Source organism: Streptomyces sp. NPDC052023 (assembly GCF_044548465.1).
Taxonomy (GTDB): Bacteria; Actinomycetota; Actinomycetes; order Streptomycetales; family Streptomycetaceae; genus Streptomyces.
The window spans coordinates 441564-454452 of sequence record NZ_JBIUBW010000004.1 but is presented as its reverse complement, the minus strand read 5'-3'; the positions used below and the strand labels follow the sequence as shown (position 1 = coordinate 454452).

At 74.4% G+C, this 12889-nt stretch carries 9 protein-coding genes; 6 read left to right on the top strand and 3 right to left on the bottom strand.

From position 1 onward, the window contains the following. Window positions 1-9: 9 nt before the first annotated feature. The 3 genes from ACIHCM_RS12405 to wrbA all read right to left on the bottom strand — a co-directional run bounded on the left by ACIHCM_RS12405 (window position 10) and on the right by wrbA (window position 2839). Window positions 10-903, bottom strand: coding sequence for an arylamine N-acetyltransferase (locus ACIHCM_RS12405; RefSeq protein WP_399893263.1), 894 nt, complete (start codon window positions 901-903; stop codon window positions 10-12). 4 nt (window positions 904-907) lie between these two features. Further along, window positions 908-2158 (bottom strand): MFS transporter, encoded by a 1251-nt coding sequence (locus ACIHCM_RS12400; protein ID WP_399893408.1) that lies wholly within the window; start codon window positions 2156-2158, stop codon window positions 908-910. Between the two features lie 63 nt (window positions 2159-2221). Further along, complete coding sequence (wrbA, locus tag ACIHCM_RS12395) at window positions 2222-2839, bottom strand: NAD(P)H:quinone oxidoreductase (RefSeq protein WP_399893260.1); 618 nt, start codon at window positions 2837-2839, stop codon at window positions 2222-2224. Window positions 2840-3279: 440 nt separating this feature from the next. Between wrbA and ACIHCM_RS12390 the strand changes: the two genes are divergently transcribed. Genes ACIHCM_RS12390 through ACIHCM_RS12365 form a run of 6 tightly spaced genes read left to right on the top strand, consistent with a single transcriptional unit; the run spans window position 3280 to window position 12745 of the window. Beyond that, window positions 3280-5256, top strand: coding sequence for an FAD/NAD(P)-binding protein (locus ACIHCM_RS12390; protein ID WP_399893257.1), 1977 nt, complete (start codon window positions 3280-3282; stop codon window positions 5254-5256). Further along, window positions 5253-6665: a lyase family protein gene (locus tag ACIHCM_RS12385; RefSeq protein WP_399893254.1), complete on the top strand. Its 1413-nt coding sequence runs from the start codon at window positions 5253-5255 to the stop codon at window positions 6663-6665. The genes ACIHCM_RS12390 and ACIHCM_RS12385 overlap by 4 nt, the downstream gene beginning before the upstream one ends. Next, window positions 6662-8068: a nitrate/nitrite transporter gene (locus ACIHCM_RS12380; RefSeq protein ID WP_399893251.1), complete on the top strand. Its 1407-nt coding sequence runs from the start codon at window positions 6662-6664 to the stop codon at window positions 8066-8068. Before ACIHCM_RS12385 ends, ACIHCM_RS12380 begins: the two co-directional genes overlap by 4 nt. Window positions 8069-8073: 5 nt before the next feature. Next, a complete protein-coding gene (locus ACIHCM_RS12375) occupies window positions 8074-10149 on the top strand; it encodes a molybdopterin oxidoreductase family protein (protein WP_399893248.1) in 2076 nt (691 codons plus the stop codon). After that, a complete protein-coding gene (locus ACIHCM_RS12370) occupies window positions 10146-11540 on the top strand; it encodes an FAD-dependent oxidoreductase (RefSeq protein WP_399893246.1) in 1395 nt (464 codons plus the stop codon). The genes ACIHCM_RS12375 and ACIHCM_RS12370 overlap by 4 nt, the downstream gene beginning before the upstream one ends. Further along, the gene (locus ACIHCM_RS12365; protein ID WP_399893243.1) at window positions 11537-12745 is read left to right on the top strand and encodes an NAD(P)/FAD-dependent oxidoreductase; all 1209 of its coding nucleotides are present in this window, start codon (window positions 11537-11539) and stop codon (window positions 12743-12745) included. Before ACIHCM_RS12370 ends, ACIHCM_RS12365 begins: the two co-directional genes overlap by 4 nt. Window positions 12746-12889 lie beyond the last annotated feature (144 nt).

Sequence of the window (12889 nt, the reverse complement as noted above, 5' to 3'; positions counted from 1 at the left end):
TCCTTGGCGTCAAAGGGTGGCGGGGGCCGTCGGGCGTGCTTCGGCGGTGGCCGCCGCGAGAGCCGCCTGCAGCAGCGGCTCCTCGTGCCCGGCGAGCGTGAGTCCGAAGACGTCGTGCAGCACGGGCCCCAGTTCCCCGAGGGCCAGCCGCCGGTGCTCGTGGCGGCCGTCGGGATGCTGCGTGGTGAGATCCAGGTTCTTCAGGGCGTGGCGCACGTGGTCGTCGCCACGCTGGGCCAGGAGCTTGCCGACGAACGCGGACCGCGGGTGGTGTGCCGTGTAGAAGTTGGACGTCTCGAAGTCGACCGGGAAGTGGCGTTCCAGACGGAGCGAGAACACGTCGAACCAGCCGTCGGGGCGCTGCGAGCGCAGCACCCACTCCTCGTCGTCGACGTCGACCCGCCAGGTCCACGCGCCGACGGTCGCCTGCGCTCCGTCGTGCAGCGCGATGGGCTCGATCAGTCCTTCGTCCCCGAATCCGGCGTCGGCGAGAAGGCGCCGGCCGTCGATGTCGACCAGGAGGACCGCGTGGCTGCGCGGCCGTACCGTGGCGCTGCCGCGCCGGATCCGGGCGAGCAACCGGGTGACGGTGAAGCCCAGACGCTCCAGGGCCGCGGCGAAGAGCAGGTTCTGCTCGAAGCAGTAGCCCCCTCGGCGCCGTGCGACGAGTTTGCGCTGAAGGCTCGGGAGGTCGAGGGGGACCCCACGGCCCAGGAAGAGATCGAGATTGGTGAAGCGGATAGCCGACATGTGCGCGCGGTGCAGGCTCCGCAGCACGTCCGTGGTGGCGGTGCGAGGACCGTCGTAGCCGATACGCCGCAGGTAGGCGTCGAGGTCGAGGGGCGTGGTGTCCCACTCGGCGGGGGCTGCCCCGGTGCGCCCGGCGGGCGGGGCGTGATGCATGGGTTCACCTTTCATCGGCGTGCTCCGGTGCCGGCCGGCGGTGGGCGGCGGGCGGGGCGGCGGGCGTTCGCGCGTGCCGCCGGGCCGCGCGGCCGGCGCGGGCGACCAGCGCCACGCAGAGCGCGAGGAACGCCGCGGTGACCAGGGCGGCCGTCGGCAGGTCGCCGAGGGCCAGCGGCAGTTGGGCTCCCGCCCCTGCCCCCAGGTTCAGGACGAATCCGTAGACGGCGATGGCGGTCGCCCGGGCGGCTCCGGCGCTCGCGCCGATGGCCTGGACGACGGCGGGTCCGACGGTGGAGATGGCCAGGACGAACACGAAGAGTGCCGCTCCCAGGCCCACGATGCTGTCCCCGGTCAGCGCGGCGGCTGCCAGGCCGGCGGCCGCGACGACCAGCGAGACGGCCGCCCGGCGGAGCGGGGCGACGCGGCCCAGTACCGGTGCGAGCAGGACGGCGACGACCATGGCGGGCAGCGCGCTGGCGCGCAGTGCGAGCATCGCGCCCGCATCGCCCACGAGTTCGCCGGGGCCGTACAGCTGCACGGCGGAGTAGATCGTGGTGAGGCTGCCGACCAGCGGCAGTGTGACGACGAACAGCGGCAGCAGCCGGGGCGACACGAGGACGCCGGGGCCGGCGCCCGCCGCCGCGCCACGCCCCCGGGCGCGGCGCGGGGGGTCGGGCAGCATGATCTTCCGGATGGCGACGGCGCCCACGGCGAGCAGGGGCGCCGAGACGAGGAACACCGCTCGCCAGCCGAAGGCGGCGCCGATGAGCTGGCCTTCGACCTGGCCGATGACCACGGTGGCGCCGGATGCGCAGTTGACCGTGGTCAGGGCCAGGGGAAGCCGGCCGGCCGGCACCCGCTCCCCCAGGTAGGCGTACGACATGGGGACGAAGGAACCCGCCACCGCGCCTTGCAGGGCGCGCAGCGCGGCACCCCAGGTGAGGTCGGGGGCGAGCGGCACCAGCGCGGTCGCCAGGGCCATCGCGGCCACGCAGCTGACCAGGACCGTGCGGCGCCCGAAGCGGTCGGAGAGGGGACCGCTGGCGAGGGAACCGCACGCGTAGGCGATGGCGAAGGCCGACGTGGTCCACGTCGCCGACTCCTGCGGCACGTCCCAGGCCCGGCCGAGTTGCGGCATGAGCGGGATCGTGACGAAGGTCTGCCCGACGACCAGGATCGCGACGACGGACATCATGGTGACGGTCGCGGCGAACGGGGCCTGCCCGCCCTTCGTTCGGTGCATCGCGGACATCTCCGCCACGTCTTCCTCCTCCGTGCCGCAGGCCACGTCCGGGCAGTGGGTGAAGCAGACGGGTCAGACCGTCTGGAAGCCCCGCTTCAGGGCGTTGGTGATCGCCACCGTCCGCCGGGCCTGGAACTCGATCGACGCGAGGTTGTTGGGGTCGACGTTGTCGGGCTGGTTGCCGGAGACGCTGCTGGCGCCGTACGGGTTGCCGTTGCCCGGCTCGAACTGGACCGGGTCGGCGAAGCCGGGGGGAACGATGATCGCGCCCCAGTGGTAGAAGGTGTTGTTCAGCGCGAGGAGGGTGCTCTCCTGCCCTCCGTGGTCGCTGGAGGTGGACGTGAACGACGAGACCACCTTGTTGACCAGCTTGCCCTCGAACCAGATGCCGCCGGTGGTGTCGAGGAACTGCTTGAGCTGGGCGGCGGGCAGGCCGAAGCGGGTCGGGGTGCCGAACAGGACGGCGTCCGCCCACTGAAGGTCGTCCAAAGTGGCCTCGGCGACGTCGGCGGTGGCGGCGGCGTGCGCGGACCAGGCCTCGTTCTGCGCGATCGCCGACTCGGGTGCCAGCTCGGCGACCTTGCGAAGCCGCACCTCCGCGCCTGCCTTCTCGGCGGCGTCGGCGGCGGCCTGGGCCAGCCGGTGCACATTGCCGGTGGACGAGTAGTAGATGACGGCGACATTGGTCATGGTCGGTGAGGCTCCCTCGATGGGTCGAAGCCGGCCCCGACGCCGGTGCACGGCGTCCTGCGGCCGAGGTGGCCTCATCGTGCGGACGGCGCGCCCGGCCCACAAAGCCCGTTCCGCGAGTCCGTCAGGTCCGCCGGCGGGCCCGCCGGCCGCCGGGCGCGGCAGCGTCAGGGGCCCGTCCGGGCGCCCTCCCCGGCCACGGGCAGAGGCAGGGCGGCACGCCCGGGACGCCGGTGCGCACCACGACTTGACGGACGCTCGGGCACTTCGTTGACCGCCCATCGGCGGCCCCGCATTCTCGGGCCGAGCCTCTCCCCTCGCCAGGCCGCCTCACGACGTGGCCCCGCACGCCCGCGGCTTTCGCGCCGCGCCTTCCGATCAGCGCCGATCGGACGAGGGAGCGGCAAGGCGCACGTCCGGAGACAGAACGGAGAACCCGCGTGAGCGGTAGTCATGTCGAACTGTGCGTAGTGGGAGCCGGGCCGCGCGGACTCTCCGTCCTCGAACGGCTGCTGGCCAACGAGCGGCACGAACCGCGCCATCGGGCCGTCACGGTGCACGTGGTCGATCCGTACGCCCCCGGGGCCGGCGCCGTGTGGCGTTCCGACCAGTCCCGGCACCTGCTGATGAACACGGTCGCTTCGCAGATCACCGTCTTCACCGACGGCAGCTCGCGGATCGACGGACCCATCGAGACCGGCCCCAGCCTCCACGAGTGGGCGCAGTCCCTCGCGCTGCTCGCCGACGCGGGCGACTACAGCCCGGCGACGTTGCGTGAGGCGCGTGTCATGGGCCCCGACACCTATCCCACCCGCGCGGTCTACGGCGAGTATCTGCACGACTGCTTCCGGCGCCTGATCGAGCGGGCACCGGCGCACGTCACGGTGCGGGTGCACCGGTCCCGGGCCGTCGCGATGTCCGACGTGCAGGGCGTACCGGGCGGGCCGCAGGGCGTGCGCCTGGAGAACGGCACCCGGCTCAACGAACTCGACGGTGTGATCCTCGCGTTGGGACACGTCCCGGCCAGGCTCACGGCACGTGAGGAACGTGCGGCCTCCCTGTCGCGGATCCACCACCTGACGTACATCACGCCCGTCAATCCGGCCGACGTGGACCTCGGCGGGATCCAGCCGGGGCAGAACGTGCTGCTGCGCGGGCTCGGGCTCAACTTCTTCGACTACATGGCCCTGTTCACCGCGGGCAGGGGCGGCACCTTCGTACGCGAGGGTGAGCGGCTGACCTACCGCCGCTCGGGCCAGGAGCCGCAGCTGTACGCCTTCTCGCGGCGGGGCATTCCGTACCACGCGCGCGGCGAGAACGAGAAGGGCGCGCACGGCCGCCATCTGCCCCGGCTGCTGACGCCCGAGTTCATCGCGGACCTGCGGCGCCACGCCGAACAGGGCAGGTGGGTGTCGTTCAGCGCCGATCTGTGGCCGCTGATCTCGCGTGAAGTGGAGAGCGTGTACTACGAGACGCTGCTGCGCAAGCGCGGCAGCGCCGCGCACGCCGGTTTCACCGATCGTTTCCTCGCCCTCGCCCCGGATGCCGACACCTCGGGCCTGCTCGACGAGTACGGCATCGAGAAGGCGGCACGCTGGGACTGGGAGCGGCTGTCCCGTCCCTACGGGCAACGGGAGTTCACCGGCCGCGCGGAGTTCCAGCAGTGGCTGCTCGGCCATCTGGCCGAGGATGTGCGCGCGGCCCGGGAGGGCAACGTCAGCGGTCCGCTGAAGGCCGCGCTCGACGTGCTGCGGGACCTGCGCAACGAGGTCCGCCTCGCCGTCGACCACGGTGGTCTGGACGGCGAGTCCCACCGCGACGACCTGGAGGGCTGGTACACGCCCCTCAACGCGTTCCTGTCGATCGGCCCGCCCGCGTCCCGTATCGAGGAGATGATCGCTCTGATCGAGGCCGGCGTGCTCACGCTCACCGGACCGGGGACGCAGGTGCGCATCGACCCCACGGCACCGCAGTTCGTGGCCCAGTCGCAGGCGGTTCCGGGAGAGCCGGTGCCCGCCAGGGTGCTGATCGAGGCCCGGCTGCCCGAGCCGGACCTGCGGCGCACCGCCGACCCGCTGCTGCAGCACCTGCTCAACACCGACCAGGCCGCCCCGTACCGCATCCGCAGCGGCCTCGCGCCGGCGTACGAGACGGGTGGTCTGGCCGTCACGGAACGGCCGTACCGGCTGATGGACGGTCGCGGCCAGGCGCATCCGCGGCGCTTCGCCTACGGGGTGCCCACCGAGTCGGTGCACTGGGTCACGGCCGCCGGGATCCGTCCGGGCGTCGACTCCGTGACGCTCGCCGACTCCGACGCCATCGCCCGCGCCGCCCTCCGTCTGCCACCGGTCGCCCATGTGCCCGCCGGGGTGCGGCCCGTGGTGTGGGACGCGGATCTGCCCGGGGTGATCGTGTGAGCGCCCGCGGGGGATCGGACACCGGCCTGCTGGCGCCGGTGCGGGCCGGTACGGCCGTCGAGGCGGCCGTGTCCGACGAGGCATGGCTCCAGGCCATGCTGGACGCCGAGGCGGCGCTGGCGCGGGCTCAGGCGCGGCTCGGCACCGTACCCGTACGGGCCGCACAGCTGATCAGCGAGGTGGCGCGGGCCGAGCTGTTCGACGCGCGGGAGCTGGCGGTCGCCTCGCGGGAGACCGCCAATCCCGTGGTGGGCCTGGTGCAGGCGCTGACGCGGCGGGTCGCGGAGCGCGACCCCGCCGCGGCCGAGTACGTGCACCGGGGCTCCACCAGCCAGGACGTGTTCGACACCGGGGCGATGCTGGTCGCCGCGCGGGCCCTGCGGATCGTGCGGGCGGATCTCGCCGAAGTGGCCGGTGCGCTGCGCACGCTGGCCGACCGGTACCGGGACACACCGATGGCCGGACGCACCTTGGCGCTGCACGCGGTGCCGACGACGTTCGGTCTGAAGGCGGCGGGCTGGCGGGAACTGGTGCTGGACGCGCAGGAGCGTGTGGGACGCGTCCTCGACGGCGGGCTTCCGGTGTCCCTCGGCGGTGCCGCGGGGACGCTGGCGGGGTATCTGGAGTACGCGGCACTCGACAGCGGGGGCGCGCTGGACCAGGCGTATCTCGACCGGCTCGTCGACGCGTTCGCCGCCGAGACGGGTCTGGCACGCCCGGTGCTGCCGTGGCACGCGCTGCGCACCCCGCCGGCCGATCTCGCGGCGGCACTCGCCTTCACGGCCGGCGCGCTGGGGAAGATCGCCGTCGACGTGCAGTCGCTGACGCGCACGGAGACGGCCGAGGTGACCGAGCCGGCCGTGGCGGGCCGGGGCAGTTCGTCGGCGATGCCCCACAAGAGGAACCCGGTCCTCGCCACCATGATCCGCGCCGCCGCTCTCCAGGTGCCCGCGCTGTCGGGGGCGTTGACGCAGTGCCTGGTGACCGAGGACGAGCGCTCGGGCGGCGTGTGGCACGCGGAGTGGCTGCTGCTGCGCGAGTGCCTGCGGCTCACGGGTGGCGCGGCGCACACCGCGGTGGAACTCGCCCGCGGTCTGCGGGTCGACGAGGCGAGGATGCGGACCAATCTCGCCATGACGGGCAGCCAGGTGGTGTCGGAGCGGATCGCCGCCGTCCTCTCGCCGGAGCTCGGCAGGACGGCCGCCAAGGGGCTGCTCACCGAGGCCTCGCAGGAGGCGCGGCGCACCGGACGGCCGCTGCCCGACGTCCTCGCCGCGATGCCCGCGCTCGCCGGACGCCTCGGCGCCGCCGAGCTGGCCGAGCTGTGCGATCCGGCGGGTTACACCGGTGGCGCGTCCCACCTGACCGACCGTGCCCTCAAGAGCCGTTCCGCGAGGGGGGCGACGTGAGCGCGGCCAGGAGGACGACGGCGTCCGGTGCCCGCCGGGGCGCCGGCCGTCGGCTCCCGTACTGGGACCCCGAGGACGAGGCGTTCTGGGAGCGCGAGGGCCGGTTCGTGGCGCGCCGCAACCTGCTCCACTCGGTGCTGTCGGAGCACGTCGGCTTCTCCGTGTGGAGCATGTGGTCGGTCCTGGTGCTCTTCATGTCCCCCGACATCGGCTTCGCCTTCACACCGTCCGAGAAGTTCCTGCTCGTCGTGGTGCCGACCCTCGTGGGCGCGTTGCTGAGGCTGCCGTACAGCGCGGCCGTGGCCCGTTTCGGCGGGCGCGACTGGACCGTGTTCGCCTCGGCGGTGCTGCTGGTGCCCACGGGGCTGGCGGCAATCTTCGTGCAGCGCGCCCACACCCCGCTGTGGGTCTTCCTGGTCATCGGTGCGCTGGCGGGTGTCGGCGGCGGGAACTTCGCGTCGTCCATGACGAACATCGCGGCGTTCTATCCACGGCGCCATCAGGGCTGGGCGCTCGGCCTCAACGCGGGGGGCGGCAACCTGGGCGTGGCCGTCGTGCAGTTGCTCGGCCTGCTGGTCATCGCCACGGTCGGCGACACCCATCCGTCCTACGTGGCGGGCGCGTATCTGCCGCTCATCGTGCTCGTGTCGCTCGGCGCGGCGCTGCGCATGGACAACCTGCCCATGCCGCGCGGGGAGCGAGGTGCGTTGCGGGAGGCCGCCGGGCACCGGCACACCTGGTGGATCTCGCTGCTCTACGTCGGCACGTTCGGCTCGTTCATCGGGTACGGGTTCGCCTTCGGCCTGGTGCTGCAGAGCGAGTTCGGGGCGAGCCCGCTTCAGGCGGCCTCGTACACCTTCCTGGGCCCGCTGCTCGGGTCGCTGGCCCGGCCGTTCGGCGGCAGGCTGGCCGACCGCTTCGGTGGCGCCCGGGTCACGTTCGTGAACTTCGCGGCCATGGCGGCCGGCACCGCCGTACTTCTCGTGGCGTCGGTCAGTGAGTCGTTCCCGCTGTTCGTGGCCGCGTTCACGGTGCTGTTCGTGCTCAGCGGCCTCGGCAACGGGTCGACGTACAAGATGATCCCGGCCCAGCACGCCCGGGAGGCGGAGCACGCCATCGCCTCCGGCGCGAACGCGGCGGAGGCGTTCGCGCGGGCCCGACGGCTCTCCGGTGCGCTGATCGGTGTCGCGGGAGCGGTGGGCGCGCTCGGCGGGGTCGGCATCAACCTGGCGTTCCGCACCGCCTACGCCGGGTCCGGCTCGGGGAACCTCGCGTTCGTCGCGTTCCTCTGCTACTACGTGGCCTGCCTGGTCCTCACCTGGGTCGTCTACCTCCGTCGCCGGGACGACGGCGCCGTCGCCGGGGTCGAACCGGCGCGTATGAAGATCGCCGGACGGGTGTGAGTGCGATGCCCCCGCCCCCCGCCGCCTCCCCCGCGACGGCCACGCACTGTCCTTACTGCGCGCTGCAGTGCGCGACCAGGCTGAGCGGCGCGCGCGGCGCCGTCGAGGTGCGTCCCGACCCGGACTTCCCCGTGAACCGGGGTGGTCTGTGCCAGAAGGGGTGGACCGCGCCCGACGTGCTCGACGTGCCGGACCGGCTCACCGCTCCGCTGGTCCGCGACGGCGGCGGGCGGCTCGCCCCGGCCAGCTGGGACGAGGCCCTCGACCTGGTGGCGCGGCGGCTGCGCGAGATCCGTGCCGGGCACGGGCCCGACGCCCTCGCGGTCTTCGGCGGGGGCGGGCTCACCAACGAGAAGGCGTACACCCTGGGCAAGTTCGCCCGTCTGGCGCTCGGCACCAGCCAGATCGACTACAACGGCCGCTTCTGCATGTCGTCGGCGGCAGCGGCGCAGACCGCGGCCTTCGGCGTGGACCGTGGACTGCCGTTCCCGGTCACGGACCTCGGCGACGCCGACGTCGTGCTGCTCGCGGGCGCCAACCCGGCCGAGACGATGCCGCCGTTGATGCGTCACCTGGACCGGGCGGCCCTGATCGTCGTCGATCCGCGGCGCACCCACACCGCGCGGCGCGCGGCCCTGCATCTCCAGCCGACGCCCGGCACGGATCTCGCCCTGGCCCTGGGGCTGCTGCACATCGCCGTCACGGACGGTCTCCTCGACAAGGACTACATCGAACGGCGCACGTCCGGCTTCGAAGCGGCATGGGCGCGTGCGGTGGCCTGGTGGCCCGAGCGCGTCGAGGCCGTGACCGGGGTCGCGGTGTCCGAACTGCGCGCCGCGGCGCGGCTGCTGGCCGACGCCGGACGCCGCTACGTCCTCACCGGGCGCGGCGCCGAACAGCACAGCAAGGGCAGCGACACGGTGGCGGCGTTCATCAACCTGTCGCTCGCCCTGGGGCTGCCGGGACGTGCCGGCAGCGGCTTCGGCACGCTCACCGGCCAGGGCAACGGCCAGGGCGGCCGGGAGATGGGTCAGAAGGCCGACCAGCTGCCCGGCTACCGCTCCCTGACCGACCCGGCCGCCAGGGCACACCTGTCGCGGGTCTGGGGCGTCCCGCCGGACCGGTTGCCGGGCCCGGGGCGCAGCGCGTACGAACTGCTCGACGCGATCGGCGACGGCGACGGCCCGCGCGCGCTGCTCGTCGTCGGCTCCAACCCGGTGGTGTCCGCCCCCGACGCGGGCCGGGTCGCCGAGCGCCTGGCCCGGCTGGACCTGCTGGTGGTCGCCGACTTCGTGCCGTCCGAGACGGCCCGGATGGCCGACGTGGTCCTGCCGGTGACGCAGTGGGCCGAGGAGGAAGGAACCCTCACCAACCTGGAGGGGCGCGTGCTGCGCCGCCGCAAGCTGCTGGATCCGCCGCCCGGGGTGCGCGGTGACCTCGACGTGCTGCACGAACTCGCGGTCCGGCTGGGCGAGCCCGCCGAGCGGTATCCCCGCGCGCCGCGCGAGGTGTTCGAGGAGCTGCGCGAGGCGACCCGGGGTGGGCCCGCCGACTACTCGGGCATCGGCTACGACGCTCTCGACGCCGGTGCCGAACTGTACTGGCCCTGTCCCGAGGGCAGTCCGGGCACGCCGCGGATGTTCCTCGACCGCTTCGCGCACCCCGGTGGCCGGGCGCGGTTCGCCCCGGTGGAGCACCGGGACCCGGCGGAGCTGCCGGGTCCCGCGTTCCCGCTGTACGCGACGACCGGACGGGTGCTCGCCCAGTACCAGTCGGGTGCGCAGACCCGGCGGGTGGCCCGGCTGGCCGAGGCCGCGCCGGAGCCGTTCGTGGAGGTGCACCCGGACACCGCGGCCCGTGCCGGGCTCGCCGACGGGCAGCCGGCCCGCGTGGTGTCGGCACGCGGCAGCGCTCTCGCGCGGGTGCGGTACGAGGCGTCGCTGCGTACGGACACGGTGTTCGTGCCGTTCCACTTCCCGGGCGAGCGACGCGCGAACCTGTTCACGCACGCGGCGCTCGACCCGCGCAGCCGGATGCCGGAGTTCAAGGTGTGCGCGGTACGGCTGGAGGCGGCCCCGTGAGCGGGCCCGGAGCCGAGCGGATCGTCGTCGTCGGCCACGGGCCCGCCGCGCACCGGCTGGTGGAACGGCTCGCCCACCACGGCCACCGGGGCGAGGTCACCGTCCTCGGCGCCGAGGCGTCGGCGGCCTACCACCGGCCGCTGCTGACCTCGGTGCTCGACGGCTCGCTCGCCGCCGGGGCACTGCGGCTGCCCGCCCCGCCGGACGGCACGCGCCTGCGGCCCGGAGTCACGGCCACCGCCGTCGACCGGCGGCGGCGCCTGGTGCAGGGCAGTGACGGGCACGGCTATCCGTACGACCGGCTCGTGCTGGCCACCGGCGCCGCTCCCCTCGTCCCGCCACTGCCCTGGGCACGCCGTGCCGACGGACGGCTCGCCCCCGGCGTCCGGGTGCTGCGGACGTTGCCGCAGTGCGAGCAGCTCACCGGACCGGATCCCGTCGCCGTCGTGGGCGGGGGTCCGCTGGCGATCGAGGCGGCGCTCGCCCTGCGCCGCCGCGGCCGGGACGTGACGCTCGTGCACCGCGGTCCCTATCCGCTGGACCGGCATCTCGAAGCCCGCGCGGGCCAGTTGCTGTCCGCGCGGCTGCGCGCCCTGGACGTGGACCTGTGCACGGGCCGGACGGCCGAGGCGTACCGCAGCGGCAAGCTCCGGCTGGACGACGGCCGGTGGGTGGCCGCCGGTGACGTACTGCTGTGTACGGGAGTCGTGCCGCGCACCGGGCTCGCGCGGTCCGCGGGCCTAGCGGTGCGCACCGGCGTCGTCGTCGACGACGAACTGCGCACCACCGACCCACGGATCCACGCGCTCGGCGACTGCGCGCAGCCCGCCGGCGCCACCGGGCCGCATCTCGGGCACGCCGCCGCCTGGGAGCAGGCCGAGGTCCTGGCCGCCCTGCTGTCCGGGTCGCCCGCCCGCTGGACCGGAACCCACGCCGTACTGCGCCTGAGGGCACGCGAGGTGGACCTGATGCGGCTCGGCACACCGGACGGGGCCGAGGAGACGGTGGTCCTCAGCGACGCCGCCCGTGGCCGGTACGCCCGGCTGTCGCTCCGTGACGGCCGCGTCAGCGGCGCGGTGCTGCTCGGCCCCGGACGCGCCGTCGCCACGGTGACACGGCTCTACCGACGCGGCGAGCCGGTCCCCGCCGACCGGCTGGCGCTGCTGCTCGGCGCACCGATCGACTACGCCGGCGAACGGCTGCCGGACGAAGCCCCCGTGTGCCACTGCAACAACGTCACGGGCGCCGACCTCACCGCCGCCTGGTGTGCGGGCGCCCGCACCGTGCCCGAGCTGGCCGCCGCCACCCGGGCGACCACCGGCTGCGGCGGCTGCGCCGACGACGTGCGGAGCTGGTGTGCGGCCCGTGCGCGAGGGGAGGAGTCCGGATGAGCGGGGTGCTGGTCGTGATCGGCCACGGCATGGCGGGCCACCGGCTGGTCCAGGAGGTACGCGCCCGTGACCAGGAAGACGCCTGGCGCGTGGTCGTCCTGGCCGAGGAACCGGTGGCGGCCTACGACCGGATCGCCCTGTCCGCCTACGCGCGCGGCACCCCGGCCGGCCGGCTCGCCCTTCCCGGCTCCGGCTTCGCACACGACGCGCGCGTGGAGCTGCGGCTGTCCACGCCCGTCGTACGCATCGACCGTGACACCGCCACGGTGACGTGCGCGGACGGCACGAAGGTGGGCTACGACGCCCTGGTGCTGGCCACCGGATCGCGGCCGTTCGTCCCGCCGGTGCCCGGGCACGACCTGCCCGGCTGCCACGTGTACCGCACCCTGGACGACGTCGCCGCGATCCGCGCCGCGGCCCGGCCGGGCCGGACGGCCGTGGTGGTCGGCGGCGGGCTGCTCGGTCTGGAGGCCGCGGGCGCGCTCGAAGCGCTCGGGATGCGGGCGCACGTGGTGGAGGCGGCGCCCTGGCTGATGCCCCTGCAACTGGACGAGGGCGGCGGTGCCGTGCTCGGGCGTCTGCTCACGCGACTGGGGGTGCGGCCGCACTGCGGTGCGGGGCTGCGGTCGGTCGACGCGGGCGGGGACGGTTCCGTGCGGTCGGTGACGCTCGCCGGCGGCGAAGTCGTCGCCGCGGACCTCGTGGTGTTCTCCACCGGTGTACGCCCCCGTGACGAGCTGGCCGCCGACGCCGCTCTGCCGACCGGCGAGCGGGGCGGTTTCCGGGTCGATGCCCGCTGCCGCACGGCCGACGAGCGCATCTGGGCCGTCGGGGAGTGCGCGGCAGTGGACGGCCGGAGCTACGGCCTGGTGGCACCGGGCTACCGGATGGCCGAGGCCGTGGCCCGGCAGCTGACCGGTGACCGCGAGGCCGCGTTCGCCGGAGCCGACCTCTCCACGAAGCTCAAGCTGCTGGGCGTCGAGGTCGCGAGCTTCGGAGACGCGCACGCGCGCACCGAGGGCGCCGTCGAGTTCATCCGCGGCGACCGGGGTGGCGACCGCTACGCCAAACTCGTCCTCGACAGCTCGGCGACCACGCTCATCGGCGGCGTCCTGGCCGGGGACACCTCGGCCTACGGCACGCTGCGGGCCCTGCTCGGCCGACGGCTCCCCGCCGCGCCGGACGCGCTGCTCGCGGCTGCCTGAGTCAGGCCGCCGCCCCCGCACACGGCACCTCTGGCCCGTCGGGCCCGTTCCGCCGGGCCGCTCGTGTGGCCCCGGTTCCGCCCACCGCACGACGTGCCCCCGGCAGGCGGTCCGCCGTACCGGGGGCACATGGGGTGGCGCGGT